Annotated in this window: 25 protein-coding genes; 16 read left to right on the forward strand and 9 right to left on the reverse strand. The window is 73.9% G+C overall.

Annotation, left to right across the window (positions count from 1 at the left end; translation table 11 throughout):
• Positions 1 to 71 precede the first annotated feature (71 nt).
• The 3 genes from ACFVVO_RS09415 to mug all read left to right on the forward strand — a co-directional run bounded on the left by ACFVVO_RS09415 (position 72) and on the right by mug (position 2,966).
• Positions 72 to 860 (forward strand): SGNH/GDSL hydrolase family protein, encoded by a 789-nt coding sequence (locus ACFVVO_RS09415; RefSeq protein WP_390053198.1) that lies wholly within the window; start codon positions 72 to 74, stop codon positions 858 to 860.
• A gap of 121 nt (positions 861 to 981) precedes the next feature.
• Positions 982 to 2,424: an adenylosuccinate lyase gene (purB, locus tag ACFVVO_RS09420; protein ID WP_390053200.1), complete on the forward strand. Its 1,443-nt coding sequence runs from the start codon at positions 982 to 984 to the stop codon at positions 2,422 to 2,424.
• Positions 2,421 to 2,966, forward strand: a complete 546-nt coding sequence (gene mug / locus ACFVVO_RS09425) for a G/U mismatch-specific DNA glycosylase (RefSeq protein WP_390053386.1) — start codon at positions 2,421 to 2,423, stop codon at positions 2,964 to 2,966. The genes purB and mug overlap by 4 nt, the downstream gene beginning before the upstream one ends.
• Positions 2,967 to 2,970: 4 nt before the next feature.
• Here mug and ACFVVO_RS09430 read toward each other — a convergent pair whose 3' ends face one another.
• The 3 genes from ACFVVO_RS09430 to ACFVVO_RS09440 are packed head-to-tail and all read right to left on the reverse strand — an operon-like array spanning position 2,971 to position 5,086.
• Positions 2,971 to 3,411 (reverse strand): hypothetical protein, encoded by a 441-nt coding sequence (locus tag ACFVVO_RS09430; RefSeq protein ID WP_390053202.1) that lies wholly within the window; start codon positions 3,409 to 3,411, stop codon positions 2,971 to 2,973.
• A 41-nt stretch (positions 3,412 to 3,452) separates the two neighbouring features.
• The gene (locus tag ACFVVO_RS09435; RefSeq protein WP_390053204.1) at positions 3,453 to 4,163 is read right to left on the reverse strand and encodes an ABC transporter permease subunit; all 711 of its coding nucleotides are present in this window, start codon (positions 4,161 to 4,163) and stop codon (positions 3,453 to 3,455) included.
• 2 nt (positions 4,164 to 4,165) lie between these two features.
• Positions 4,166 to 5,086 (reverse strand): ATP-binding cassette domain-containing protein, encoded by a 921-nt coding sequence (locus ACFVVO_RS09440; protein WP_390053206.1) that lies wholly within the window; start codon positions 5,084 to 5,086, stop codon positions 4,166 to 4,168.
• Positions 5,087 to 5,193: 107 nt separating this feature from the next.
• Between ACFVVO_RS09440 and ACFVVO_RS09445 the strand changes: the two genes are divergently transcribed.
• The 3 genes from ACFVVO_RS09445 (at position 5,194) to ACFVVO_RS09455 (ending at position 8,265) form a co-directional block, all read left to right on the forward strand.
• The gene (locus ACFVVO_RS09445; protein ID WP_390053207.1) at positions 5,194 to 6,348 is read left to right on the forward strand and encodes a sensor histidine kinase; all 1,155 of its coding nucleotides are present in this window, start codon (positions 5,194 to 5,196) and stop codon (positions 6,346 to 6,348) included.
• Between the two features lie 14 nt (positions 6,349 to 6,362).
• Positions 6,363 to 7,016, forward strand: coding sequence for a response regulator (locus tag ACFVVO_RS09450; RefSeq protein WP_390053209.1), 654 nt, complete (start codon positions 6,363 to 6,365; stop codon positions 7,014 to 7,016).
• A 91-nt stretch (positions 7,017 to 7,107) separates the two neighbouring features.
• The gene (locus ACFVVO_RS09455) at positions 7,108 to 8,265 is read left to right on the forward strand and encodes an ROK family transcriptional regulator (protein WP_390053211.1); all 1,158 of its coding nucleotides are present in this window, start codon (positions 7,108 to 7,110) and stop codon (positions 8,263 to 8,265) included.
• 111 nt (positions 8,266 to 8,376) lie between these two features.
• Here the strand turns inward: ACFVVO_RS09455 and ACFVVO_RS09460 are convergent, their stop codons facing one another.
• Positions 8,377 to 9,138: a GntR family transcriptional regulator gene (locus ACFVVO_RS09460; RefSeq protein ID WP_390053213.1), complete on the reverse strand. Its 762-nt coding sequence runs from the start codon at positions 9,136 to 9,138 to the stop codon at positions 8,377 to 8,379.
• Positions 9,139 to 9,470: 332 nt separating this feature from the next.
• On the opposite strand from ACFVVO_RS09460, the gene ACFVVO_RS09465 reads away from it, so the two are divergent.
• The 3 genes from ACFVVO_RS09465 (at position 9,471) to ACFVVO_RS09475 (ending at position 13,610) form a co-directional block, all read left to right on the forward strand.
• Complete coding sequence (locus ACFVVO_RS09465) at positions 9,471 to 10,301, forward strand: alpha/beta fold hydrolase (protein ID WP_390053215.1); 831 nt, start codon at positions 9,471 to 9,473, stop codon at positions 10,299 to 10,301.
• 116 nt (positions 10,302 to 10,417) lie between these two features.
• Entirely contained in the window at positions 10,418 to 12,004 is a 1,587-nt protein-coding gene (locus ACFVVO_RS09470; protein WP_390053217.1) for an alkaline phosphatase D family protein, read from the forward strand.
• Between the two features lie 157 nt (positions 12,005 to 12,161).
• Positions 12,162 to 13,610, forward strand: a complete 1,449-nt coding sequence (locus ACFVVO_RS09475; protein WP_390053219.1) for a GNAT family N-acetyltransferase — start codon at positions 12,162 to 12,164, stop codon at positions 13,608 to 13,610.
• 64 nt (positions 13,611 to 13,674) lie between these two features.
• Here ACFVVO_RS09475 and ACFVVO_RS09480 read toward each other — a convergent pair whose 3' ends face one another.
• Positions 13,675 to 14,892 (reverse strand): trans-sulfuration enzyme family protein, encoded by a 1,218-nt coding sequence (locus tag ACFVVO_RS09480; RefSeq protein ID WP_390053221.1) that lies wholly within the window; start codon positions 14,890 to 14,892, stop codon positions 13,675 to 13,677.
• A gap of 60 nt (positions 14,893 to 14,952) precedes the next feature.
• Between ACFVVO_RS09480 and ACFVVO_RS09485 the strand changes: the two genes are divergently transcribed.
• The 6 genes from ACFVVO_RS09485 (at position 14,953) to ACFVVO_RS09510 (ending at position 21,071) form a co-directional block, all read left to right on the forward strand.
• Complete coding sequence (locus ACFVVO_RS09485; RefSeq protein ID WP_359549201.1) at positions 14,953 to 15,444, forward strand: Lrp/AsnC family transcriptional regulator; 492 nt, start codon at positions 14,953 to 14,955, stop codon at positions 15,442 to 15,444.
• A gap of 33 nt (positions 15,445 to 15,477) precedes the next feature.
• Positions 15,478 to 17,169: a DUF885 domain-containing protein gene (locus ACFVVO_RS09490; protein ID WP_390053223.1), complete on the forward strand. Its 1,692-nt coding sequence runs from the start codon at positions 15,478 to 15,480 to the stop codon at positions 17,167 to 17,169.
• A 167-nt stretch (positions 17,170 to 17,336) separates the two neighbouring features.
• Positions 17,337 to 18,011, forward strand: a complete 675-nt coding sequence (locus tag ACFVVO_RS09495; RefSeq protein ID WP_390053225.1) for a hypothetical protein — start codon at positions 17,337 to 17,339, stop codon at positions 18,009 to 18,011.
• 168 nt (positions 18,012 to 18,179) lie between these two features.
• A complete protein-coding gene (locus tag ACFVVO_RS09500; protein ID WP_390053227.1) occupies positions 18,180 to 18,425 on the forward strand; it encodes a ferredoxin in 246 nt (81 codons plus the stop codon).
• Positions 18,415 to 19,803, forward strand: coding sequence for an NAD(P)/FAD-dependent oxidoreductase (locus tag ACFVVO_RS09505; RefSeq protein WP_390053229.1), 1,389 nt, complete (start codon positions 18,415 to 18,417; stop codon positions 19,801 to 19,803). The genes ACFVVO_RS09500 and ACFVVO_RS09505 overlap by 11 nt, the downstream gene beginning before the upstream one ends.
• A 35-nt stretch (positions 19,804 to 19,838) precedes the next feature.
• Positions 19,839 to 21,071: a cytochrome P450 gene (locus tag ACFVVO_RS09510; protein WP_390053230.1), complete on the forward strand. Its 1,233-nt coding sequence runs from the start codon at positions 19,839 to 19,841 to the stop codon at positions 21,069 to 21,071.
• 16 nt (positions 21,072 to 21,087) lie between these two features.
• Here the strand turns inward: ACFVVO_RS09510 and ACFVVO_RS09515 are convergent, their stop codons facing one another.
• Together ACFVVO_RS09515 and ACFVVO_RS09520 are read right to left on the reverse strand one after the other, a co-directional pair.
• Positions 21,088 to 21,603, reverse strand: a complete 516-nt coding sequence (locus tag ACFVVO_RS09515) for an immunity 21 family protein (RefSeq protein WP_390053232.1) — start codon at positions 21,601 to 21,603, stop codon at positions 21,088 to 21,090.
• Positions 21,604 to 21,640: 37 nt separating this feature from the next.
• On the reverse strand, positions 21,641 to 22,114 hold the full coding sequence (locus ACFVVO_RS09520; protein ID WP_390053233.1) for a rhodanese-like domain-containing protein: 474 nt from the start codon (positions 22,112 to 22,114) through the stop codon (positions 21,641 to 21,643).
• Between the two features lie 94 nt (positions 22,115 to 22,208).
• On the opposite strand from ACFVVO_RS09520, the gene ACFVVO_RS09525 reads away from it, so the two are divergent.
• Positions 22,209 to 22,655, forward strand: a complete 447-nt coding sequence (locus ACFVVO_RS09525; protein WP_390053235.1) for an Lrp/AsnC family transcriptional regulator — start codon at positions 22,209 to 22,211, stop codon at positions 22,653 to 22,655.
• A 5-nt stretch (positions 22,656 to 22,660) separates the two neighbouring features.
• On the opposite strand, the gene ACFVVO_RS09530 is transcribed toward ACFVVO_RS09525, so the two are convergent.
• Positions 22,661 to 25,651, reverse strand: a complete 2,991-nt coding sequence (locus ACFVVO_RS09530; RefSeq protein ID WP_390053237.1) for an AAA family ATPase — start codon at positions 25,649 to 25,651, stop codon at positions 22,661 to 22,663.
• The gene (locus ACFVVO_RS09535) at positions 25,648 to 26,811 is read right to left on the reverse strand and encodes an exonuclease SbcCD subunit D (RefSeq protein WP_390053239.1); all 1,164 of its coding nucleotides are present in this window, start codon (positions 26,809 to 26,811) and stop codon (positions 25,648 to 25,650) included. The genes ACFVVO_RS09530 and ACFVVO_RS09535 overlap by 4 nt, the downstream gene beginning before the upstream one ends.
• Between the last annotated feature and the right edge of the window lie 38 nt (positions 26,812 to 26,849).

A 26,849-nucleotide genomic window follows, 5' to 3' on the forward strand; every position in this document is an offset into this window, starting at 1 on the left:
CTCCGCCCGCCCCGAGCGGGCCGAGGGCGACCGACCGACGGGTATGGAGCCGGGTTACCATCGCTGACGCCATGCACACGAATTCCATACCTCCCGCGCACACCAGCCTGGTCGCCCTCGGCGACTCCTTCACCGAGGGCATGTCGGACCTGCTGCCCGACGGCTCCTACCGGGGCTGGGCCGATCTGCTCGCCGCGCGGATGGCCGCCCGCACCCCCGGGTTCCGGTACGCCAACCTCGCGGTGCGCGGCAAGCTGATCAAGCAGATCGTCGACGAGCAGGTCGACGTGGCGGCCGCGATGGGCGCCGATGTGATCACCCTCGTCGGCGGGCTCAACGACACGCTGCGGCCCAAGTGCGACATGGGCCGGGTGCGCGGTCTGCTGACGGAGGCCGTGGAGCGGCTGGCGCCGAGCTGCGAGCGGCTCGTGCTGATGCGCAGCCCCGGCCGGCAGGGCCCGGTGCTTGAGCGGTTCCGGCCACGCATGGAGGAGCTGTACGTCTGCATCGACGAGCTGGCCGCCAAACACGGCGCGCTGGTGGTCGACCTGTACGGGGCGCCGTCACTGGCGGACCCGCGGCTGTGGGACGTGGACCGGCTGCATCTGACGGGCGAGGGGCACCGCAGGGTCGCCGAGGCGGTGTGGCAGGCGCTCGGCCACGAGCCCGAGGACACCGAGTGGCGCGTCCCTGTCCCGGCCACCCTGCCGCCCGGCTGGACGCACCGGCGGATCGCGGACGCGCGGTTCGCCCAGCAGTACCTGCTGCCGTGGATAGGCCGCCGGCTGACCGGACGCTCCTCCGGCGACGGCCGCCCGGCGAAGCGTCCCGAGCTGCTGCCGTACGAGGGACGGGCGTAGCGCTCCGCGAGGGGCGGGCCTCTGCAGCGGGCCACCCTGTCGACGTGACGTGGCTCTCGTAGCTTCCGCCGAACGGGACCGTGGCGCTGGCCTGCACGAACCGCCAGTAGACTCTGGACACGTGACTTCTGCGCCCGCCAAGCCCCGCATCCCGAACGTCCTCGCCGGACGCTACGCCTCCGCCGAGCTCGCCACGCTCTGGTCCCCCGAGCAGAAGGTGAGGCTTGAGCGGCAGCTCTGGCTCGCCGTGCTGCGGGCCCAGAAGGACCTCGGCATCGAGGTGCCGGACGAGGCGATCGCCGACTACGAGCGCGTCCTCGACACCGTGGACCTGGCCTCGATCGCCGAGCGCGAGAAGGTCACCCGGCACGACGTGAAGGCGCGGATCGAGGAGTTCAACGACCTCGCCGGGCACGAGCACGTGCACAAGGGCATGACCTCCCGTGACCTCACCGAGAACGTCGAGCAGCTGCAGATCCGGCTCTCCCTGGAGCTGGTCCGCGACCGCACCGTGGCCGTCCTGGCCCGGCTGGGCAAGCTGGCGGGCGAGTACGCCGAGCTGGTCATGGCCGGCCGCTCGCACAACGTGGCCGCCCAGGCCACCACCCTCGGCAAGCGGTTCGCGACGGCCGCCGACGAGCTGCTGGTCGCCCACGGCCGCGTCGAGGAGCTGCTGGGCCGCTACCCGCTGCGCGGCATCAAGGGCCCGGTCGGTACCGCCCAGGACATGCTGGACCTGCTCGGCGGCGACGCGGCCAAGCTCGCCGAGCTGGAGGACCGCATCGCGCGGCACCTGGGCTTCTCGCAGGCGTTCACCTCGGTCGGCCAGGTGTATCCGCGCTCCCTGGACTACGAGGTCGTGACCGCGCTGGTGCAACTGGCCGCGGCGCCGTCCTCGCTGGCGAAGACGATCCGGCTGATGGCCGGCCACGAGCTGGTCACCGAGGGCTTCAAGCCGGGCCAGGTGGGCTCCTCGGCGATGCCGCACAAGATGAACACCCGCTCCTGCGAGCGCGTCAACGGCCTGATGGTGATCCTGCGCGGCTACGCCTCGATGACCGGCGAGCTGGCGGGCGACCAGTGGAACGAGGGCGACGTCTCCTGCTCGGTGGTGCGCCGGGTGGCCCTCCCCGACGCGTTCTTCGCCCTGGACGGCCTGCTGGAGACCTTCCTGACCGTGCTCGACGAGTTCGGTGCCTTCCCGGCCGTCGTCGCCCGCGAGCTGGACCGGTACCTGCCGTTCCTCGCCACCACCAAGGTGCTCATGGGCGCCGTGCGGGCGGGCGTGGGCCGCGAGGTCGGGCACGAGGCCATCAAGGAGAACGCCGTCGCCACCGCGCTCGCGATGCGTGAGCAGGGCGCCGAGCGCAACGACCTGCTCGACAAGCTCGCCGCCGACGAGCGGCTGCCGCTCGACCGCGAGCAGCTGGCCGCGCTGATGGCCGACAAGCTGTCCTTCACCGGTGCGGCCGCCGCCCAGGTCGGTGTGGTCGTCGGCCGGATCGAGGAGATCGTCAAGCAGCACCCCGAGGCCGCCGGTTACACCCCGGGAGCGATCCTCTGACCCGCTTCACCCCGGCGGAACTGGAGGCCGCCCGCGACCGTCTCGTCCCGGACGTGGTCGCGGACGGCCTTCGGGTGCTCTTCTGCGGTATCAACCCCGGTCTGATGTCCGCGGCGACGGGCCATCACTTCGCCCGCCCGGGCAACCGGTTCTGGCCGGTGCTGCATCTGTCCGGCTTCACGCCGAGGCTGCTGAAGCCCGCGGAGCAGCGGGAACTGCTGACGTACGGGCTCGGCATCACCAATGTCGTGGCGCGGGCGACCGCTCGCGCCGACGAGCTGACCGCCGGGGAGTACGTGGCGGGCGGGCAGTCGCTGGCGGCCAAGGTGACGCGGCTGGGGCCGAGGTGGCTGGCCGTGGTCGGCGTGACCGCGTACCGGGTCGCCTTCGGCGACCGCAGGGCCGGGGTGGGTCCGCAGGAGGGTGCCATCGGTGACACCCGGGTGTGGGTGCTGCCCAACCCCAGCGGGCTGAACGCGCACTGGACGGCGGCGACGATGGCGGAGGAGTTCGCGCGGCTGCGGGAGGCGGCGGAGGCCTGACGGGTCAGGGCGGGTCCGTCTCGGTGACCACCGCCAGCAGCTGGAACGGCAGTTCGCCGTCCCACTGGGACACCCCCAGAGCGACCCAGCGGCCCGGCTCCGCCCGCCACAGGTGCAGATCCGGTACGTGCGCGGCCAGCGTGCCCCACGGCTCGGCCGCCTCCTCCCCTTCCGCGCTCCGCAGGAACACACCGGCCAGACTGAACACGTCCGCCGGCCCCCACCGCTCGGCGAGCCGCTCACCGAGCGCGTCCCGGTCGGCCTCGTACTGCGCCTGCGCCGTCTCCCGCTCGGTGCCGTCGGCCTCGTGGAAGTCGCCGCTGGTCTGTAATTCGGCTATCAGGTAACCGGGCCCGCCCGTGCCGACGTCCGTCCTGCCGTGCTCCGCCGGGAACTCCCGTTCGCACAGCCGCTCGATCAGGGCAAGACAGTTCGCGATGTCCATGCGATCCAGTAAAACCGGCCCCACTGACAATTGGCGTACCGTCAGGCGTCCCTGCGCCGCACACTCCACGCCCCCGCGGACAGGGCCGCCGCCGCCCACAGCGCGGCCACCGCGAGCCCGGTCCAGGGGCCGAGGGTTCCGTCATGGGTGCTGTGCAGGGCGACTTGACCGGCCCGGTCGGGCAGCAGGTCGGCCACGCCCGAGGACATGTCGCCGATCACGAAGGACACGATCAGCAGGAACGGGATCAGCACGGAGAGCGTCGCGACGCCGCTGCGCAGCACGGCCGTGAGTCCCGCGGCGAACAGCGCCATCAGCGTGAGGTGGAGCCCGCAGCCGACGGCGCCGCGCAGCCCCTCGGTCCAGGTCGGCCCGGAGGCGCCGAGGACGGCCTTGCCCACCAGCAGTGTCACGAGGCCGGTGAGCAGCCCCGTCGCCAGCACCGGCAGGGCGATCGCCGTCGCCTTCGCGGCGAACCACCGCCGACGGTCCGGTACGGCCGCCAGCGTCAGCCGCAGCGCGCCGCCCCGGAACTCGGAGGAGACGGCCGTCGTACCGAAGGCGATCGCGGCGATCTGCCCGAAGCTGATGCCGAAGAACACCGAGAACAGCGGGTCCGTGTCATCGGCGTCGGCGGAGGAGAGCGCGGAGAACGCGACGGTGGCGACGAGGATCGCGGCCAGGCCGCCGACGAGCGAGCGCAGGGTGCGGATCTTGATCCACTCCGCGTGCAGAACCGGGGTGAACGGCATGGTCAGACCTCCTGGGGCTGGGCGGTGAACTCGGTCTCGGCGGCCGTCAGATCGAGGTAGGCCTCTTCGAGAGTGGCCTCCTGGGCGGTCAGTTCCAGCACGGGCACGCCCGCCTCCGACATCAGGCGGCCGATGTCGTCCACGCGCGCGTGCCGCACGGTCCAGGTGCCGTTTTCGTCCTGGGAGGCGTCGTGGCCGTGGCGGGCGAGCAGGCCGCCGAGCGCGGCGGCGTCGGTGGTGCGGACCCTGACCCGGGGCCGCACGCGCGCGTGGATGAACTCCTGCACCGGTGTGTCGGCGAGGAGGCGGCCCCGGCCGAGGATCACCAGGTGGTCGGCGAAGGCGGCGGTCTCGTTCATCAGATGGCTGGACACGAGGACCGTGCGGCCCTCGTCCGCGAGGCCGCGCAGCAGGGTGCGGATCCAGATGATGCCCTCCGGGTCGAGGCCGTTGGCGGGCTCGTCCAGCAGGATCACCTCCGGGTCGCCCAGGAGTGCGGCGGCGATGCCCAGCCGCTGGCGCATGCCCAGCGAGTACGTCCGCACCCGGCGGCGGGCCACCGCGGCGAGTCCGGTCCGCTCCAGGACGGTGTCCACCCGGTGGGCCGGAATGCGGTTGCTCACCGCAAGGGCCCGGAGATGGTCACGCGCGGTACGGGAGCCGTGCGCGGCCCCGGCGTCCAGCAGGGCGCCCACCCGGCGCAGGGGGTCGTGGAGTTCGGCGTAGGCGCGGCCGCCGATCGTGGCGGTCCCGGAGGCCGGCCGGTCCAGGCCGAGGACGAGCCGCATGGTGGTGGACTTGCCGGCGCCGTTGGGCCCGAGGAATCCGGTGACGCGGCCGGGACGGACGGCGAAGGTGAGCCGGTCCACGGCGCGCCGGCCGCCGTACTCCTTGGTGAGGTCTCGTACGTCGATGCTGGTCATGGCAACAGCCTTGCGGGGAACGGGGCGTCGGCTCCTCCCCCGCCGGTGGAGAGCGTCTCCCCCGCGCGGGGGAGGTCCGCCGCCGGGGCCCCTGCGAGGATGGGCCCATGGTCCGCTTCCTGCGCCCGCTGTCGCGCGGGACGACGTACACGCGTTTGCTGCATCTGTGGGTTCCCATGCTGCTGCAGAGCGTGTGGATGCTGATCGACGAGTCGAAGCCGTGGGTGCCCGCACTCGTGCTCGTCCCGGTCGGCCTGGTGCCGGCCGTGCGCGTGGGCGAGGGCGTCCAGGGCCGGCTGCTGCTGACGCCCGGCGCGGAGGATCCCGGTATCTCCGCCACCGCGTCGGCGGGCTGGCGGGACCGCGGCCGCATGGTGCTGTGGCTGGAGCTGCGGATCCTCCTCGGCTGGGTGACCTCGTTCTTCTCGGTGTGGATGCCGATCGCGGCGTACGAGCTGGCGAAGTGCGCCTGGGGGCGGGCTCCTTCGGGGGTGCCCCTGCTGGACCTGCTGCCGCCGGATCGGGCGTGGGCCCTGCTGGCGCCGGTGCCGCTGCTCGCCCTGTACGGGGTCGTCGTCGGACTCGGCGAGCTGATCACCGTGTGTGCCCGCCGGCTGCTCGGGCCGTCCGCCGCGGAGCGGCTGGCCGCACTGGAGGAGCGCACCGAGCGGCTGCTGGAACGCACCCGCATCGCGCGGGAGTTGCACGACTCGATCGGCCACGCCCTGACGGTGGCGGTGGTGCAGGCGGGCGCGGCGCGGGCGGCGGGCGATCCGGAGTTCACCGACCGGGCCCTGGAGGCCATCGAGGAGACCGGCCGGGCCGCCCTCGACGATCTGGAGCGGGTGCTCGGCGTGTTGCGCGAGTCGGAGCGGCCGGCGAGCGCCCGGCCCACACTGGCCGACGCCGACCGCCTGCTGGAGTCGGCACGTGCCTCCGGTGCCAAGGTCGAGGCCGAGGTGACCGGCCCGGTGGCATCCGTACCGGGGCCGGTATCGCGCGAGGGGTACCGGATCCTGCAGGAGGCGCTCACCAATGTGCTGCGGCACGCGGGAGCCGTCCCGGTGCGGGTCCGGGTGTCCGTGCGCGGGGACGCGCTCACCCTGGAGGTCCGCAATCCGCTGCCTGCCGGGCCGCCCCGGACCGGGCGGGGCAGCGGGCTGCGCGGGATACGGGAGCGGGCCGCGCTGCTCGGGGGCAGCGCCCGCACCGGCCCCGACGAGGGCGGCTGGCAGGTGCGTGCGGAGCTTCCGCTCGGTTGATCTACGCTGGCCGGATGCCGGTCACCGTACTCCTGGTCGACGACGAGCCCCTGGTGCGCGCGGGTCTGCGCGCCGTGCTGGAGGCGCAGCCCGACATCCGGGTGGTCGGTGAGGCCGCCGACGGGGCGGCGGTCATCCCGCTCGTGCGCCGACTGCGGCCGGACGTGGTCGCCATGGACGTCCGGATGCCGCTGATGGACGGGATCGAGGCCACGCGCGCGGTGCTGCGCACGGTGGACGCACCGCCCAAGATCATCGTGGTGACCACCTTCGAGGACGACGAGTTCGTGTACGAGGCGCTGCGCGCCGGCGCCGACGGGTTCCTGCTGAAGCGGTCCCGGCCGGCCGAGATCGTCCACGCGGTGCGGCTGGTGGCGGACGGCGAGTCGCTGCTGTTCCCGGCGTCCGTGCGGCGCCTCGCCGCCCGGTTCGGGGAGCGGCGCGCGGCCGGCGCCCCGCTGACCGGGGCCGGGCTGACGGAGCGGGAGGCGGAGGTGCTGCGGTTGATGGCACGGGGGCTGTCGAACGCGGAGATCGCCGCCCGGCTGGTCGTCGGGACGGAGACGGTGAAGTCGCACGTGAGCGGCGTGCTGGCCAAGCTGGGGGCACGGGACCGCACCCAGGCGGTGATCGCCGCCTACGAGTCGGGGTTCGTCGCGCCCGGCTGACCCGGGGGGTGGGGCGGGGCCCGGCACTCGCAGGGGTGGGCCGGGCCGAGTACGATCCGCCCAACACGCCCGCGAGCTGGGAGGACGGACGGTGGGGCAGCTTACCGGCGGCGATCCCTCGCTGCTGCGAAGGATCAACTCCGCGGTGGTGCTGCACGCGTTGCGGGCCACGGACTGCGCGACGCTCACCGAGGTCACCCGGGTCACAGGTCTGTCCCGGCCGACCGTCGAAGGCGTCGTCGAGGGGCTCATCGAGGCGGGGCTCGTGGTCGAGAAGGCCGCCGACGAGGGCACCGCGCGCCGTCAGGGGCGGCCCGCCCGCCGGTTCCGGTTCCGGGCCGAGGCCGGACATCTGCTGGGCCTGGAGATCGGCCCGCACCGGGTCGCCGCGCTCCTGTCCGACCTGGACGGACGGGTGCTGGGCTCGCAGGCCAAGGAGGTGGCCGAGACGGCACCGGCGGACGAGCGTCTCGACCGGCTGCGCGGCGCGGTCGCCGAACTGCTGCGCCGGGCCGGGGTGGCACGCGGCTCGCTGCGGGCGGTGGGCGTGGCCTCACCGGGCATCGTGGAGGCGGACGGGACGGTACGGCTGGGCACGGCGCTGCCGGAGTGGACGGGCCTGCGGCTCGGCGAACGGCTCAGTCGCTCCTTCAAGTGCCCGGTGCTGGTGGAGAACGACGCCAACGCGGCGGCCGTCGCCGAGCACTGGAAGGGCGCGGCGACGGAGACCGACGACCTGGTGTTCGTCCTGGCCGGGCTCAGCCCCGGCGCGGGCGCGCTGATCGGCGGGCGGCTGCACCGGGGGTACGGCGGGGCTGCCGGGGAGATCGGCGCGCTGCATCTGCTGGGCCGGGAGGTGACCCCGGAGACCCTGCTGTCCACCACCGACGAACCGCTGCACCCGCTGGACGAACAGGCGGTCGCGGAGGTGTTCGCGCTCGCCCGGGAGGGCGACCAGCGGGCCGGGGCGGCGGTCGAAAGGTTCATCCAGCGGCTCGTCCACGACGTGGCCGCGCTGGTGCTGGCCCTCGATCCCGAGCTGGTGGTGATCGGCGGCTGGGCGGCCGGCCTGGACGGTGTGCTCGATCCGCTGCGCCGCGAGCTCGCGCGCTACTGCCTGCGCCCGCCCAGGGTGGCGCTGTCCGCGCTCGGCGGGGCGGCCGTGGCCACGGGCGCGCTGCGGCTGGCCCTCGACCACGTCGAGGCGGAGCTGTTCGCGGTGGAGGGAACGGTCACCGCGCGGCGTTGAGACCGGGCATGTGATCGTCGGGCGGGCGGCGACGGCCACCGGCGCGGCCGACGCGGCCAACGCCCACCCGCGCCCCGGTGGAGTTCCGGAGCGCGGGCGGGGATGCGTCGTTCAGGAGGCCCGCTGCTCGGGGTCGTGGTGTATCTCCACGTCGGGCGAGTCGCCGAAGGTCAGCCGGCAGGTGTCCGCGCGGTAGGTCGCCAGGGAGAGCGCGGCGGTGCGGCCCTCGGCGAAGAACCGCGTGGTGACGACGAGGACGGGTGCGCCGGGCAGCCGGTCGAGGTCCTTGGCGTCGTCCGCGCGGGCCGAGCCCAGCTCTACGGCACGGTCCTGGCCCTCGAGCTCCAGGCGCTGCAGCTCGCGCAGCACCGCACGCGCGCGTGCCGCGCCGGACGGGGCATCGATCGCGGTCAGGTCGGGCACCGCGGCGTCGGGGATGTGGAGCAGTTCGGTGGCGACGCGCTGGCCGTTGGACGCCCGGGAGCGGCGCACGATGTGCACCGGCTCCCCGGAGCCGGTCTCCAGGGCGGCGGCCACCGCGGCGGGCGGCGCGGCGCGGACGCAGTCCACGGGCTGCCAGGCGTCCTCGGCGGAGCCCGGCCAGGTGTGCTGCCGGCTGCCCACGGCCACGCCCACGCGCGGGGGCGCGACGGTCGTACCGACGCCGCGGCGACGCTGCAGCCGGCCTTCCAGCTCCAGCTGTTCGAGGGCCTGGCGGAGCGTGGCGCGGGCCACGCCGAAGCGGGCGGCCAGATCACGCTCGTTGGGCAGGATCTCGCCGACCGAGAACTCCGAGTCGAGTGCCTCGCTGAGCACGGTCTTGAGATGCCAGTACTTCGGTTCCGGCACCGATTCCAGCTGCGTGGTCCCCACCCTGTCCTCCGCAAGTGCCGTGGTCCGGCGGTTTTTAGCGCCCTTGTTTATTAAAGGTTGTTGCACTTATCTGCGACCATAAGGCGGCCCACACCCTTGGTCAAGACCAATCCTCGATCCCTGGGGCCACACACAGGGGCGGCACCGCGCGGCGTTCATACGACGTTCGCACAGGTGGGCAGGTGTGACGTTCCGGAGAAGCCCGTCGCGCCGCGACCCTCGGGGCGAGCGGGCGCGCGGACTTCGGGAGCGAGCAAGGGGCTACCCGTCGGTAGCAATTGCTGACAAGCTGTCTACGGCGTCCGTCAGCAGCCCAGACGAGGAGCACCCCCATGTCCGCCACCGCCACCTTCTCGGTCCCCACTCCGCACGGCCCGAGGGACGTGACCGTCTCCTACGCGCGCGTGGGACGCGGTGCGCCACTGGTCCTGCTGCACGGCATCGGCCACCACCGGCAGGCCTGGGACCCGGTCGTCGACATCCTCGCCACCGAGCGCGAGGTGATCGCGGTGGACCTCCCGGGCTTCGGCGCGTCCCCCGGTCTGCCGGGCGGCCTGGCCTACGACCTGCCCACGACCAACGCCGTGCTGGCCTCCCTCTTCGAGGCGCTGGAACTGGACCGCCCGCACGTGGCCGGCAACTCGCTGGGCGGCCTGCTGGCCCTGGAACTGGGACGCGAGAAGCTCGTACGGTCCGTCACCGCTCTCTCCCCCGCCGGGTTCTGGACGCAGGCCGAACGCCGCTACGCCTTCGCGCTGCTGCTCGCCATGCGGGGCATCGCCCAGCGGCTGCCGCTGCCCCTGGTGGAGCGGCTGTCGCGCTCAGCGGCCGGGCGCACCGCGCTGACGAGCACCATCTACCGCCGCCCCGGCCGCCGTTCACCCGACGCCGTGGTCGCCGAGACGCTCGCGCTGGCCGGGGCCACCGGCTTCGACGCGACCCTGCGGGCGGGTACAACCGTCCGGTTCACCGACGAACTGCCCGGGCTGCCCGTCACGGTCGCCTGGGGCACCCAGGACCGGCTCCTGGTGCGCCGCCAGGGCGTCCGCGCCAAGACGATCATCCCGCACGCCCGGCTGGTGCGACTGCCCGGCTGCGGGCACGTCCCGATGAACGACGACCCGGCGCTGGTCGCCCGCGTCATCCTCGACGGCAGCCGCTGACCGGCTGAAGGCCCCCGGGGCGGCCCATTGTTCACCTGCGGTTCGCGCGCGCGCCGCGGCGCACCAGTAGGTGTGGCTCTGCACACTGGCCGGATCCCGTCCCTGGAGGCACAGCCATGTCCCACCGCCCGTTCCCCGGCCGCCGCGGCGTGCTGCGCGGCTCCCTCGTCGCGTCGGCGGCCCTGACCCTGCCCGTGGGCCTCGGCACCGCACCCGCCTTCGCCCGCTCCGGGCGCCCCTCGGCGGACTGGGGCGCGCAGACGGGCGACGTGACCACCGACTCGGGTCTGGTCTGGGTGCGTTCGGACCGGCCGGCCCGGATGATCGTGGAGACCTCGGCCACCGAGTCGTTCCGGAACCCGCGCCGATGGCACGGCCCGCTGCTGGCCGCCGGCACGGACTTCACGGGCACCACCCGGCTGCACGGACTGCCTTCCGGCGAGCAGATCCACTACCGGGTGCTGCTCGCCGACCCCGACGACCCGCGCCGCACCGGCGAGCCGGTGACCGGCACCTTCCGCACGGTTTCCCGGCGCCGCCGGGACGGCGTGCGGTTCCTGTGGTCGGGCGACCTGGCCGGACAGGGCTGGGGAATCAATCCCGACCGCGGCGGCTACCGGATCTACGACGCGATGGGGAAGCTGGACCCGGACTTCTTCCTGTGCAGCGGCGACAACATCTACGCCGACGGCCCCATCGCCGCCACCCAGGCCCTGCCCGACGGCGGCACCTGGCGGAACGTCACCACCGAGGAGAAGGCGAAGGTCGCCGAGACCCTCGCCGAGTACCGGGGCAACTTCCGCTACAACCTGCTGGACGACAACCTCAGGCGGTTCAACGCCCAGGTGCCCTCCATCGTGCAGTGGGACGACCACGAGGTGCGCAACAACTGGTACCCGGGCGAGGTGATCGCCGCCTCGGACACCCGGTACACCGAGAAGAGCGTCGACGTGCTGGCGGCACGCGCGCGGCGGGCGTTCAGCGAGTACTTCCCGCTCTCCACGCTGCGGCCGGGCACGAAGGAGGGCCGGGTACACCGCGTGCTGCGCCAGGGTCCGCTGCTGGACGTGTTCGTACTGGACATGCGCACCTACCGCGACGCCAACTCGCCCGACGACCGGACCACGGACCCGCAGGGCATCCTCGGCCGGGAGCAGCTGGAGTGGCTGAAGCGCGAGTTGGCACGGTCGCGTGCGGTGTGGAAGGTGATCGCCGCGGACATGCCGATCGGTCTCGTGGTGCCCGACACCACGGAGAACCGGCCGAACTTCGAGGCGGTGGCACAGGGCGACCCGGGGGCCCCGCTCGGCCGGGAGCTGCAGATCGCCGAGCTGCTGCGGTTCGTCAAGCACCGCCGGATCACCGGCACGGTGTGGCTGACGGCGGACGTGCACCACACCTCGGCCCAGCACTACCAGCCGTCGCGGGCCGCGTTCACCGACTTCGAGCCGTTCTGGGAGTTCGTCTCCGGCCCGCTGAACGCCGGCGCCTTCCCGGCCGGCACGCTGGACGGCACCTTCGGCCCGGAGCGGGTGTTCGTGAAGGCGCCGACCGCGTCGAACGTCTCGCCCGCCGGCGGCTACCAGTTCTTCGGCGAGGTCGACATCGACGGCGGCAGCGGCGAGCTGACGGTACGGCTGCGCGAGCAGGACGGCACGGTGCTGTTCACACGGACGCTGCAGCCGGGCCGGGTCGGTCAGTAGGGACCCGCCGGAGCCATCGGGTCCCGTACCACCCTGGCAGCGGCCGCCTGAGCCGGCCTCGGTACTGGAAAATCCAACAAAAAGGACGGAAGCATGCTTTACCCATCGGTCACACATCGTTCGTGATCACGCAACACCGTTCCTTCACAGTGGCTGCATGACTTCAGACATGTGCCGAGTGACCCGGACGAAGCACGGCCGGCCCGTGCACCACTGGCGGCGGGACCTCGTCGAACTCGCCGCCCTGTTCACCGCGGTGGCGGTGGCGGACGGCGTGGCCAACCTGATCGGACACGGCCCCGACGGTCCCGCGCTGCTGGTGATCTCGGCGGTCGTGCTGGCCGCGACGGCGGGCTTCCACACCTGGTGGGCACGCCACCACGGGCACGCGCCGCCGGCCGAGGATACCAGTGCCCGGTCGGCCGCCGAGGTGCGGTCGGCCGGGCCCGCGCAGGACCCGGACGCGTCGGCACCGGACACGGCCGGGGCGAGCGTGCTGTGGCGGATGCGGACCACGGTGCGGGACGAGCCCGGCTCGCTGGCCGCGCTGTGCACGGCGCTGGCCGGACGGCGGGTCGACATCCTGAGCCTGCAGACGCACCCGCTGGCCGAGGGCACCGTGGACGAGTTCCTGCTGCGGGCGCCCGCGGCGCTCACGGCGACCGAGCTCACCCGGACGGTGTCGCTGGCCGGTGGCGCGTCCACCTGGACCGAGCGGGCCGACGCCCACGACCTGGTGGACGCCCCGACCCGGGTCCTGGCCCTCGCGGCACGCACCGCGCTGGACACGGCGGAACTTCCGCTGGCGCTGCGGCAGTTGCTGGGCCGGTGCACGATCCGCTCGCTGCCCGCCACACCCTTCGGCGGGGGTCGCGGACCGGAGCCGGTGCCCGCGGAGGGGGTGCTCGAGGACACCGTCATGCGGCTGCGGGCGCCCGAGGGCGGCGTACTGACCGTGGAGCGGCCGTATCTGCCGTTCACCCCGGCCGAGTTCGCGCGGGCCAGGGCGCTGGTGGAGCTGGACAGCCGGCTCGGTCCGCGGATCCCGGGCGGCCACGACGTGCTGACGCTGCCCGAGGGCGCCGACATCACCGTGCGCCGGGTGGACACCGGCGATCTCACGGCCGCCGGCGCCATGCACGAGCGGTGCTCACAGCGCACCCTCGGCCTGCGTTACCACGGGCCGGCGGGGGACACCGACCGCTATCTGAACCACCTGCTCAGCCCCCGCTTCGGCCGGACGCTGGCCGCGCAGACCGCCTCCGGGCGCATCGTCGGCCTCGGCCATCTGCTGTGGGACGGCGACGAGACCGAGGTCGCGCTGCTGGTCGAGGACGCCTGGCAGCGGCGCGGCATCGGCGCCGAACTGCTCGGCCGCCTGGTGACGATGGCCGTGGAGGCCGGCTGCGAGAGCGTGTACGCCGTGACGCAGGCCTCCAACACCGGGATGGTCGCGGCGATGCGTGGCCTCGGGCTGCCCCTGGACTACCAGATCGAGGAGGGCACCCTGGTCGTCACGGCGCGTCTGGACACCGCTGCCGTCGCCGCCCGGGCGTCGCACGAGGGCCGCGCGGAGCGGCTCGGTGAGGCGGCCCGCCGCGACTGAGGCCGCGGCGGGAACGGCGGCCCGGACCCCCGTACCGGGCCGCCGTCGTCCGTGCGGGGCCCAGTCAGCCCGCGGCCTCCTGGAGGGCCGCGGCGTCCCGCAGCGGGACCGGCGTCCGGGTCCGCTCCCCCAGCGCCTGGTCCAGGTCCGCCCACAGGTCGTCGACGTCCTCCAGGCCCACGGACATCCGCAGCAGCCGGTCGCTCACCCCGGCGCCGCGCCGGTCGTCGGCGTCGACGATGCGGTGGCTGATGGACGCGGGGTGCTGGATGAGGGTGTCGACGCTGCCCAGGCTGACCGCCGGGGTGATCAGGCCGACCCGGGCGATCACCTCGTGCGGGTCGCCGTGCACCTCGAAGGCGATCATCGCGCCGCCCAGCTTCGGGTAGTGGACGCGGGCCACCCTCGGGTCGGCGGCGAGCCGGTCGGCCAGTTCGGCGGCGCTCGCGGAGGCGGCCCGGATCCGCACCGGCAGTGTGGACAGGCCCCTGAGCAGCAGGTAGCCGGCCAGCGGATGCAGGACACCACCGGTGGCGAAACGTATCTGCCGAAGCCGTCCGGCGAACTCCTCGTCGCAGGCCACCACACCGGCGAGGACGTCGCCGTGGCCGCCGAGGTACTTCGTGGCACTGTGCAGCACCAGCCGTGCGCCGTGTTCGGCGGGGCGCTGCAGCACCGGCGTGGCGAAGGTGTTGTCGGCGAGCAGCGGGACCGAGCCGCAGGAGTGGGCGACGGCCCGCAGGTCCACCTCGGCGAGGGTCGGGTTGGCCGGTGACTCGACCATCACCAGACCGGTGTCGGGGCGCAGCGCGTCGGCGATGCCGGCCGGGTCGGTCCAGGTGACCTCGGTGCCGAGGAGCCCGGCGGTCAGCAGGTGGTCGCTGCAGCCGTACAGCGGGCGTACCGCGACCACATGGCGCAGCCCCGTCGCGGAGCGCGCCAGCAGGACCGCGCTGAGCGCGGCCATGCCGCTGGCGAAGGCGACGGCCGACTCGGTGCCCTCCAGCCGGGCGAGGGCGGTCTCGAAGCGGGCCACGGTCGGGTTGCCGAGACGGCCGTAGATCGGCGGGCCGTCGGGGTCGGCGCCGTCGGTGGCGAAGGCGTCGATGCGGGCGGCCTCACCGCGGCTGTCGAAGGAGGGGTAGGTGGTGGACAGGTCGATCGGCGGGGCGTGCAGACCCTGGCGGGCCAGGTCGTCACGGCCGGCGTGCACGGCCTCGGTGGCCAGTGCTCTCGATGCGGTGCGTACGGCGTCGTAGGCACCCGTGCTCGCTGTGTCCATGGGCGGAAGGGTGAACACCGGACGGGTCCCGGGGGCCGGACACCGTGCTACGTTCGGCACATGGCCGAATCTGTCGCACTGGATCCGGTGGATCTTCATCTGCTGCGGCTGCTGCAGAACGACGCCCGGACCACGTACCGCGATCTCGCCGCCCAGGTGGGTGTGGCGCCGTCGACGTGCCTGGACCGGGTGACCCGGCTGCGCCGCGCGGGCGTGATCCTCGGCCACCAGCTCCGGCTCGACCCGGCCAAGCTGGGGCGCGGCCTGGAGGCGCTGCTGCTGGTGCAGGTGCGGCCGCACCGCCGGGAGCTGGTGGGGCCGTTCGTGGAGCGGATCCGCGCGCTGCCGGAGTCACGCACGGTGTTCCATCTGACCGGTCCCGACGACTACCTGGTGCACGTGGCCGTGGCGGACATGGCCGATCTGCAGCGGCTGGTGCTGGACGGGTTCACCGCGCGGCGGGAGGTGGCCCGGGTGGAGACCCGGCTGATCTTCCAGCAGTGGGACTGCGGGCCGCTTCTGCCCCCGGCTGAATCCGGGATGCATGGGTGACGCAGGCACCGTTCGCGTATGAGGATGGGCGCCATGTCTGAGATCCAGATCCCGCTGCCCCGTCAGGTCGCCGACGCATACGTGGACGACCTCATCGCCCTCGACCCGGTCACCGGTACCTACCTCGGTGTGAAGGAGAGTTCGGCCAGGCTGCCCGACTACTCCCCGGACGGCCAGGAGGCCCTGGCGGCGCTGATGCGGACGACGCTCGCGAGGCTCGACGAGGCCGAGCGGCAGCCCGGGGCGGACAGTGACGTGGAGCGTCGCTGCGGCCGGCTGCTGCGGGAGCGGCTGACCGCAGAGCTGGCCGTGCACGAGGCCGACGAGCACCTGCGCGCGGTCGGCAACATGAGCACGCCGGGGCACTCGGTGCGGGACGTGTTCACGGTGATGCCGGCGCAGACCGAGGAGGACTGGGCGGCGATCGCGGAGCGGCTGCGCGCGGTGCCGGCCGCGGTCGCGGGCTACCAGGAGTCCCTGGAGCTGGGCCTGGAGCGCAAGCTGTACGCGGCGCCCCGGCCGACCGCGACGTACATCGGGCAGCTCTCCGAATGGACGGACACCGACGGCAAGGGCCGCGGCTGGTACGAGGACTTCGCCGCGGCCGGTCCGGACGCGCTGCGCGCGGAACTGGACGACGCGGCCCGCACGGCGACGGCCGCGCTGGCCGGGCTGCGGGACTGGATGCGGGACGTGTACGCGCCGGCCGTCGAGGGCGCGCCGAACACGGTGGGCCGCGAGCGGTACGCCCGCTGGGCCCGCTACTTCAACGGCACCGACCTGGACCTGGACGAGGCGTACGCGTACGGCTGGTCGGAGTTCCACCGCATCCTCGGCGAGATGAAGCGGGAGGCGGAGAGGATCCTGCCCGGCGCCGGGACGCCGTGGGTGGCGCTGGCGCATCTGGACGAGCACGGCCGGCACATCGAGGGCGTCGACGAGGTCCGCGAGTGGCTGCAGGGCCTGATGGACCGGGCCATCGCGGACCTGGACGGCACGCACTTCGAACTCGCCGAGCGGGTGCGGAAGGTGGAGTCGCACATCGCCCCGCCCGGCGGTGCCGCCGCCCCGTACTACACCGCTCCGTCGGAGGACTTCTCACGTCCGGGCCGGACCTGGCTGCCGACCATGGGCCTGACCCGGTTCCCGGTGTACGACCTGGTGTCGACCTGGTACCACGAGGGCGTGCCCGGGCACCATCTGCAGCTCGCGCAGTGGGCGCACGTGGCCAAGGACCTCTCCCGCTACCAGGCCACGGTCGGCGGGGTCAGCGCCAACGCGGAGGGCTGGGCGCTGTACGCGGAGCGGCTGATGGACGAACTGGGCTATCTGACGGACCCGGAGGAGCGGCTCGGCTACCTGGACGCACAGATGATGCGCGCGGCCCGGGTGATCGTCGACATCGGCATGCACCTGGAGCTGGACATCCCGGCGGACTCGCCGTTCCACCCCGGTGAGCGCTGGACGCCGGAGCTGGCGCAGGAGTTCTTCGGCTCCCACAGCAGCCGTCCGGCGGACTTCGTGGAGAGCGAGCTGACCCGGTACCTGACGATCCCGGGCCAGGCGATCGGCTACAAGCTCGGCGAGCGTGCCTGGCTGCTGGGCCGCGAGAACGCCCGTGCCCGGCACGGCGACGCCTTCGACCTGAAGGCCTGGCACATGGCAGCCCTCTCCCAGGGCTCCCTGGGCCTGGACGACCTGCTGGACGAGCTCTCCCGGCTCTGACCCGCGCCCACCTCCCGTCCGAAACCCCTTCGGAACCCGTCGGCCCCGGCCCCCGGGCACCGGTCACGTCCCGTGCGGCGGCTCGGCCGTACGGACGTCCCCGGTGGCGTGGGCCGGGGTGAGGCCGCTTGCTGGTGCCCGGACTGTGCGACGGGAGGCGGGCCGGCATGCAGGGAACGGGACCGGGGCAGAAGGCGCTGGAGACACCGCGGGCCGCCGGGCTGGCGGGAGTGGTGTTCGCGGTGCTGCTGGCCGCGGCGATCGTGCTGGTCAGGCTGGGGATTCCCGAGGGGGCCGGCGCGGTCACGGCGCAGGGGTTCACGGACGCGGGGCGGCGCGACGCGGTGGGTTGGGCGCTCGACCTGGTCCCGTTCGCCGGGATCTTCTTCCTGTGGTTCCTCGGTGCCGTACGGGCCCATGTGGGTGAGGTGGAGGACAGGTTCCTCGCCACCGTGCTGCTCGGCAGCGGGCTGGTCTTCACCGCCACGATGTTCGGCGCCGCCGCGGCGGCCGCCGCCGTGCTGGCGGTCGGCCACCCGGCCGGCGCCACGCCCGACCTGGCCGCGTGGGACTTCGGCCGCCATTTCGCGTACACGCTGCTCACCGGGTACGCGATGCGGATGGCGGCCGTCTTCGTGTCCTCCCTGTCGGTGATCGGGCACCGGCTCGGCGTCCTGCCGCGCTGGCTCACGGTCCTCGGTTTCCTCACCGCCGTGACACTGTTGTTCGTCTCGTCGAACGTCCCCTGGGCGGAACTGGTCTTCCCCGCCTGGTCATTGGTGCTGAGCCTGCACATCCTCGCGAGCCGGCGCGCGAGATCCCGTACCACCCCAGCCGCGTGAGACGGCGACGTCGCACCGCGCGGGGCCGCTCACCCGAACGGCTCGCCCGGCGCGCGGGGCACCCGCACGGCTTTCATGCTGGCCAGCGGGACATGACCGCCGTCCGGGGGTGCCCGCACTGGGCGGGTGGTGAGCACCGGACCTGGCCACCGGAAGGGCGGAGTATCGATGCGGCTCGTCGTCGATCTCAACAAGTGCCAGGGGTACGCGCAGTGCGCGTTCCTGGCGCCCGACGTCTTCGCCATGCACGGCGAGGAGTCGCTGGTCTACAACCCCCGGGCGGACGAGGGACAGCGCGAGCGGCTGGCCCGGGCGGTCGCCGCCTGCCCGGTCCAGGCGATCACCGCCGACGGTCTGGACGGCCCGGCCGGCGGTACGGCCGGATCCGCGGGGGAGGCGTCCGATGGCCGCTGACCACGTGGACCGGCTCCGGCGCGAGGGCCGGATCGTGATCGTCGGCGCCTCGCTGGCCGGGCTGCGGGCCGCCGAGACGCTGCGTGCCGAGGGGTTCGCCGGTTCGCTCACGATGATCGGGGACGAGCCGTACGAGCCGTACGACCGGCCGCCGCTGTCCAAGGCCGTGCTGCTGGGCATGGCGTCCCCGCACCGCACCGACCTGCCCCACCGCCGGGAGATCGACGCCAAGTGGCGGCTCGGCGTGGCGGCGACCGGCCTCGACCTGTCCGCCAAGCGGGTGCGACTGGCCGACGGGGACGAGGTGGAGTACGACCGGCTGCTGATCGCGACCGGAGTGCGGGCCCGGCCCTGGTTCAAGGAGGAGGAGGGCCGCCTGGACGGCGTCTTCCTGCTGCGCACCCGCGACGACGCGGCCGGGCTGCTGCAGCGGCTGAGGTCGGCGCGCCGGGTGTTCATCATCGGCGCCGGGTTCGCCGGGTGCGAGGTCGCCTCGGCGTGCCGCGAGATGGGCCTCGCCGTCACCCTCGCGGAGCGGGCCGGGGCCCCGCTGGTGGGTGCGCTCGGCGGGGTGATCGGCGCCGTCGCCGCCGAGCTGCACACCGAGAACGACGTGGACCTGCGCACCGGTGTCACGGTCACCGCGCTGGAGGGCGACCCGGCCGGACGGGTGCGTGCCGTCCACCTGTCCGACGGGGGCGAGGTCGAGACGGATGTCGTGGTGGTCTCGCTCGGTTCGCTGCGCAACACCGAGTGGCTGACCGGGTCGGGGCTCGGCGCGGGACCGCGGGGCATCGCCTGCGACGCCGGCTGCCGGGCCTTCGACTTCCGGGGCATCGTCACCGACGACGTGTTCGTCGCGGGTGACGTCGCACGGTCGCCGCACGCGCTGTTCGGCTACCAGTTCCTCTCCCTCGAACACTGGGGCAACGCCGTCGCCCAGGCGGAGACCGCCGCGCACAACATGATCTGCCGGGGCGCCGACCGGCGCCCGCACCTGTGGATGCCCGCCTTCTGGTCCTCGCAGTTCAGGGTGAACATCAAGTCCGTCGGCGTACCGCCCATGGGCGACCAGATCATGATCACGCAGGGTTCGCCGGCCGAGCGCAGGTTCGTCGGCGTCTACGGCTACAAGGGCCGGGTGGTCGCCGCCGTCAGCTTCGACAACACCCGCTGGCTGGAGTTCTACCAGCGGCAGATCGAGCGGGGCGCGCCGTTCCCGGTGGAGTACGCGACGGTGGACCGGCGCCCCGAGGGCCGGCAGCCGGTCGACGCCGACTTCCCCGACCCGTCCCTGCCGACCCACGGCCCCACCGTGACCCTGAGCGGCTACTCACCGGCCGACCAGCAACTGGTGTTCACCCCGGCCCACCACTGAACGCCGCCGTGGCCCCGACGCCCCAAGGACTTGTCATGACGCAGGCCTCACTGTTCCGCCGGATCACCGACTTCGCCAACCGCGCCGACCCGTATCCGCTGTACGAGGAGCTCCGCAGGACTCCGGTGCTGCACGAGGAGGAGGACGGCCCGTACGTCGTCAGCTCGTTCTGGGACATCGAGAGCCTGCTCCACGATCCGCGGATCAGCTCCGACGCCGCCAACCTGGCCGCTGCCGGGGACGAGTTGGCCGAGGCGCAGAGCACGGGACTCCCCCCGTCCTTCCTCAGGCTCGACCCGCCCGAGCACGACCGGCTGCGGCGGATCGCCAACAGCGCCTTCGGGCCGCCCCACAAGCCGCGCCGGATCGAGTCCATGCGGGGCGATCTGCACGAGATCGTCGGCGGGCTGATCGACGGCTTCGGCGAGGCGCGCGAGATCGACCTGGTGGACCAGTTCGCCTACCCGTTCCCGGTCACGGTCATCTGCCGGCTGCTGGGCGTGCCCCGTGAGGACGAGCCGCGCTTCCGCTCCTGGGTCGATCCGCTCGTCGCCAGCCTGGACCCCGAGACGCGCGAGAGCGCGGACGAGGAGTTCGTGAAGGCGGCCCAGGAGGCGCGGATGCAGCTCGGCATGTACCTGGCCGGGCTGGTCGAGCAGCGCACCAAGGATCCGCAGGACGACATGCTGTCCGACCTCGCGGACAGCCGCGGCCCGGAGGGCGCCATGACCATGATGGAGGTGATGAGCACCGCGGTGCTGCTGCTGATCGCCGGTCACGAGACCACGGTCAACCTCATCACCAACGGCATGCTCACCCTGCTGCGCCACCCGGACGTCCTGCGGAGGCTGCGGGAGGACCCGGGCCTCGCGGCCAACATCGTGGAGGAACTGCTGCGGTACGAGCCGCCGGTGCAGATCGTGCCGCAGCGCACCTGCATCGCCGACATCGAGGTGCGCGGGGTGACCATCCCCAAGGGCTCGCGCATCTGGCTGATGCTCGCCGCGGGCAACCGGGACCCGGAGCGGTTCAAGGACCCCGAGCGGTTCGACCCGGACCGCGGCGACATCCAGCACCTCGGTTTCGGCAGCGGCATCCACAGTTGCTTCGGCGCTCCGCTGGCCCGTCTGGAGACGCAGATCGCGCTGACCGAACTGGCCCGGCGGCTGGACAACCCCCGTCTGGTCGAGGATCCGCCGCCCTACCGGCAGAACGCGGTGCTGCGCGGCCCGCGCCACCTGCGGATCGCCTTCGACGAACTGCGCTGACCCGCGGACTCCCGGGTCAGGAGGCGAGCCGTCTGAGCCGGACCAGGCCCAGCCAGGTCTCCGGGCCCGGCTGGGCGTAGGCGGCGTCGACCGCGTACGGGCCCGGTGCGAGCGGGACGCGCAGATGTCCCGCGTGGTCCACGGTCCCGCCCGGCCGGGCGGCGTCGAACAGCACCACCGGGCCGGGCACCTGCCAGCGGACCTCGGGTTCCCACACGGCCGTGTCGAGCGCGGCGGGGACATGGGCGAGCAGTTCGCGCTCGGAGTGCGCGGCGGACCAGCGTACGAAGACACCCCGGTCGGGCAGGTAGGCGGTGGCGGCGGGTTCGTCGCCGAGGACGAGGGCCGCGCTGTCGCCGACCGGGAGCAGGCCGGCGTATCCGTCGACCTCGCACGCGCGGTCGTAGTCGGTGGCGAACTCCTCACTGTCGGCGCCCGCCCAGAACGGCAGGACCGTCTCCGGCACGGCTATCAGGGGCCCTCCGCCCGACTCCACCCATTGCAGCGCGCCTGGATCCGCGTATCGAGACATGGGCAGAACCTACACGCACGGTGGTCGCCCGCCGGGGTCAGCAGCCGCATTCGCCTTCGGCCGGCGCGGTCAGCGGATCGGTCTCGCGCCGGGCGCCGCCCTGCCAGGTCTCGTAGGCGAAGCCCTCCCGCGCCCAGTACTCGAAACCGCCGAGCATCTCCTTGACCCGGTAGCCGAGTTCGGCGAGTGCCAGGGCGGCGCGGGTGGCGCCGTTGCAGCCGGGGCCCCAGCAGTAGGTCACCACGGGCACGGCCTTGTCCAGGAGTCGCTCCGCCTGCTCGGGGATGAGCGCGGTGGGCAGGTGGACGGCGCCCGGGATGTGCCCCTGGTCCCAGGACCCGGTGGAGCGGGAGTCGACCACGACGAAGCCGGGGTCGCCGCCGGCCGCGAGTGCGGCGGCGACGTCGGAGACGTCGGCGTGGAAGGCCAGAGAGGCCCGGAAGTGGGCGGCGGCCTCGGCCGGGGCGGCGGGGGCGACGCGCAGGACGGGGTTCACGGTGTCGGTGATCATGACGGGAAATCTATGGCCGCGGGCCCGTCCGGCGAAGTGGCGATCCCCGGGGTTCGGCTTGATCGGCCGGTGTTTTCCCTGCTATCCATCCGGCATGACCGTGTATTCCCCGGACGCCACCGACTGGCGCATCCTGGACGTCCTGCAGCGCGAGGGCCGGGCCAGCTACGCGGAGCTGGCGCGGGCCGTCTCGATGTCACCGAGCGCCGTCACCGAGCGGGTGCGCCGGCTGGAGGAGGCCGGCGTGATCCAGGGGTACGCGGCGGTCGTCGACCCCGAGCGGCTCGGCCTGCCGATCCTCGCCTTCGTCCGGCTTCGCTACCCGCACGGCAACTACAAGCCGTTCCACGAGCTGGTGGCGGCGACGCCGGAGATCCTGGAGGCCCATCACGTGACCGGTGACGACTGCTTCGTCATCAAGGTCGCCGCGCGGTCGATGCCGCATCTGGAGGAGATCTCCGGAAGGATCGGCGGGCTGGGCTCGGTGACCACGAGCGTGGTGTACTCCTCGCCGCTCCCCCGGCGTCCGCTCGGCCGCTGACCGGGTCAGTCGCCGCGCTGCCGCAGGGCGGACCCCGATCTGCCCTTCACCACCTCGAGCTGCGCGTGGACGCGGCGGCGCAGGTCGGCGACGTGGCTGACGATGCCCACGCTGCGGTCGCGTTCGCGCAGCGCGTCCAGGACGTCCAGGACCTCGTCGAGGGTCTGGTCGTCCAGGCTGCCGAAGCCCTCGTCGATGAAGAGGGTGTCCAGGCGGACGCCGCCCGCCTCGTCGGTGACGACGTCGGCGAGGCCGAGGGCGAGGGCGAGGGAGGCGAAGAAGGTCTCACCGCCGGACAGGGTGGCGGTGTCCCGTTCGCGGCCGGTCCACGCGTCGACCACGTGCAGGCCGAGGCCGCTGCGGCCGCGTCCGGTGCGGTCGTCGGAGTGGACGAGGGTGTAGCGGCCGGAGGACATGCGGTGCAGGCGCACGGTCGCGGCGGCGGCGACCTGCTCCAGGCGGGCCGCGAGCACGTACGACTCCAGGCGCATCCGGCGTTCGTTGTCGGCGGAGGTGCCCGCGGTGAGCGCGGCCAGGCGGGCCACCCGGTCGTACTCCTCGCGCAGGGGCGCGAGCCGGCGCACCCCCTCGGCGGCGCGGGCGGAGAGCCGGTCCAGTTCGGTGCTGCGGCGGTCCGCCGCGTCCCGTGCGGAGGCCGCCTCGCGCAGCCGCCGTGCCGCCTCGGCCGCCGTCCGCTCCGCGGCGTCCGGGTCGGCGGGTGGCCGCTGGGCGGCGGCAGCGGTGCCGGCCTCCGCGAGCACGGCGCGTACCGCCGCCTCCTCGGTCTGCCAGGCGTCCAGGCGGTGCTGCAGCTCGCGGTGGGCCGCGTCGTCGAGGAGGGCGGCGGCCGCGGCCCGCGGGGTGTCGAAGCCGGCGCGGTAGGCGGCGTCGGCGAGGCGGGCGTCGGCGTCCTTGAGACGCTGGGCGGCGTCCTCGGCCGCGCGGGCGGCGTCGGCGGCCTCGGTGAGCCGGGCCGTCTGCCGCTCCAGTTCCGCGGCCCGGGCGGCCACGCTGGCCGCAGCGCCGCGCGCCTGGGTCAACTCCTGCTCCAGTGCGGCCTGTTCGCGCTCCAGGGTCTCGCGCCGGGTCAGGCGTGCGGCGGTGCGTACGGCGGCCCGCTGGCGCTCGTCGAGGCGGCGCTCGCGCTCCTGCTCGGCCCGGCGCAACTCCTCGTGGGCGGCGTGCAGGGCGGAGGCGTCCCGGCGCGCGCTCGTGTACTCCCGCTCCAGGTCGGCGGCCTCGGCGGCGAGCCGCTCCGTGGGCGTGTCGCCGGCCTCGGCGGTGGCGGCGGCCAGCGCCTCGCGGACGACGCCGAGACTCCGCTCGTCCTCGGCGTGCTGTTCCTCGGCCCGCCGGCAGTCGGCGAGGGCGCGCTCCTCGGTTTCACGGTCGACGTGCCCGGCGACCTTACGGGCGGGCGCGGGGTGCTCGGTGGCTCCGCAGACGGCGCAGGGCTCGCCGTCGGAGAGCTGCGCGGCCAGCTCGGCGGCGATGCCGTTCAGGCGCTGTTCCTTGAGGTCGAGCCAGTGGGCGCGGGCGTCCACGGCCTGCTGCCGCGAGGCCAGCGCCCGGTGCCGGGCCCGCTCCAGATCGGCGGCTAGCTCGTCCCGGCCGCGTGCCGCGGCGAGGCGCCGCTGCGCGGGTTCGCGCCGGACGGCGAGCTGCTCGGCGCGGGTGGCCGCCTCCTGGGCGGACTCGACACGGGACCGCAGGGCCGCGCGGGTGGTGTCCCAGTCGGCGAGCCAGGCATCGGCCTCGCGCAGGACGTCCTCGTCGACGCGCTCCTGCTGGTTGAGACCGGCCCGCTCCTCGGTTGCCTCGGTGAGCCGCCGTTCGGCGCGCCGGGCCGACTCGAGGCCGCCGAGTTCCTCGGTGGCCCGGCGGGCGGCGGCCGCGAGGCCCGCCGGGCCGTCACCGGCGTGGGAGCCGGACAGGTCGACGCGCGCGCGTGCCTCGGCCCTGGCGGCCTCGCGGTGCTCGTGCTCGGCCGCGTTCCGCAGGTCCAGCGCGGGCGCCACCATCTCGGCCTTGCGCGCACGCGCCATCCGCTCCTGCGCCTCGCGGTGTGCGCCGGCCCCCTCCTGGAGGCGTTCCGCCCGCTGCCGGGCCTCGGCGAACCGGCTCTGCAGCCGGGCGAGTTCGCGTGCCTCGTCCAGGGCGTGCCGGGCCGCTTCGTGGGCGGACTCGGCGGTGGAGAGGCGGCACTGCGCGACGGTGAGACGCTCGCGCGCGGTGCTGCGGGCCACGGCGGCGGCATCGAGCACGGCCTCGGCGAGACCGGGCTCCCCGGGGCTCAGCTCGGGCAGCTCCATGGCGTCGCCCGCCTCCTGCTGCATACGGTGGGCGTCGGCGAGCAGCGCGGCGTCGCCGTCGCGCACCCGGGCCTCGCTCGCGCGCCGGCGCTCCGCGAGCCGCTTCTCCACGTCGGCGAAGCGCTGGGTGTCGAAGAGGCGGCCGAGCAGCCGGCCCCGGGCCTCGGCGTCGGCGCGCAGGAAGCGGGCGAAGTCGCCCTGGGGCAGCAGGACCACCTGGCAGAACTGCTCGCGGCTCATGCCGAGGAGCTGGGTGATCTCCTCGCCGATCTCCTGGTGTGAGCGGCTGCGGTCCTTCCAGGTGCCGGCCGGGGCGTCGTACTCGCGCAGCCAGGTCTGCGCCTTGTCGACGGTCGTGCCCGTGCCGCGCAGCTTGCGCCGCTCCCACGGCGGCTGCCGGGTGACCTCCAGCCGCCGTCCGGCGACGGTGAGTTCGAGGCGGATCTCGGTGCGCGTGCCCGGTTCGGCGTGGTCACTGCGCAGGTTCATGCCCTGGCCGGTCTGCCGGCCGCCGGGCACGGTGCCGTAGAGGGCGTAGCAGACGGCGTCCAGGACGGAGGTCTTGCCCGCGCCGGTGGGGCCGTGCAGCAGGAAGAGCCCGGCGGTGGAGAGCGCGTCGAAGTCGACGCTCTGGGAGCCGCCGAAGGGCCCGAAGGCGGTGATGTCGAGCCGGTGGAGCCTCACCGCGCCACCTCCCGCACCGCGTCGTGGGCGCGCACCGTGTCGAAGGCGTCGCGGAGCACGGCCGCCTCCCGCTCGTCGGGGCCGGCGCCGCGCACATGGGCGACGAAGTCCTCGGCGATCTCCTGGTCGCCGCGGCCGGCGAGCCGCCGGGCGTACGACACCCGCGCGTCGTCGGGCGCCCGGTCCGGGGCGAAGACCAGGCTGAGGGTGTGCGGGAAGCGCTCGGTGAGCCGGGCCATGGGGTCGGCCGGGCGGACCGGGTCGGTGAGGGTGGCCTCGATCCAGGCATCCTCGTGGCGGGCGAGGCCGGGGTCGGCGAGCAGCTCCTCCAGGGTGCCCCGGACGCGGGCCAGCGGGCGCGGCACCGGGCAGTCGAGGCGCTCGGCCGTGACGGAGCCGTCGGCGGCCAGGTCGACGAGCCACATACTCTTGCGGTGGTCGGCCTCGGAGAAGGAGTAGGCGAGCGGGGAGCCCGAGTAGCGCACCCGCTCGGTGAGGGTCTGGCAGCCGTGCAGATGCCCGAGCGCCACATAGTCGACGCCGTCGAAGACCCCGGCCGGCACGGCGGCCACCCCGCCGACCGTGATGTCCCGTTCGCTGTCGCTGGCCCGGCCGCCGGTGACGAAGGCGTGGGCGAGGACGACGGACCGCGTGCCCCGCGCACGGCCGGCGAGGTCGGCGCGGACCCGCTCCATGGCGGCGGCCAGCACGGCCTCGTGACCCGCCTTCTCCACCGCGAACTCCTCCTTCACCAGGGCGGGTTCGAGGTACGGCAGGCCATAGAAGGCGACGTCCCCGTGGGCGTCCCGCAGCACCACCGGTGCGCCGACGGCGGACGGCTCGGTGCGCAGATGGATGCCCGCGCGGTCGATGAGACCGGCGCCGACGCCGAGGCGGCGGGCCGAGTCGTGGTTGCCGGAGATCATCACCGTGGGCACCCCGAGCTCCGCGAGGCGGTGCAGGGCGTCGTCGAAGAGCTCGACCGCGGCGAGCGGGGGCACCGCGCGGTCGTACACGTCACCGGACACGACCACCGCGTCCACCGCGTGCTCACGCACGGTGGTGACGAGGTGACCGATGAACCCGGCCTGGGCACCGAGCATGTTCACCCGGTGGAAGGCCCGGCCAAGGTGCCAGTCGGACGTGTGCAGGAGTCTCATGATCCCCGAGACTAACGGCCGGGTCTGACATCACGGGC

This window comes from Streptomyces sp. NPDC058145 (assembly GCF_042884245.1).
In the GTDB taxonomy this organism is placed as follows: Bacteria; Actinomycetota; Actinomycetes; order Streptomycetales; family Streptomycetaceae; genus Streptomyces.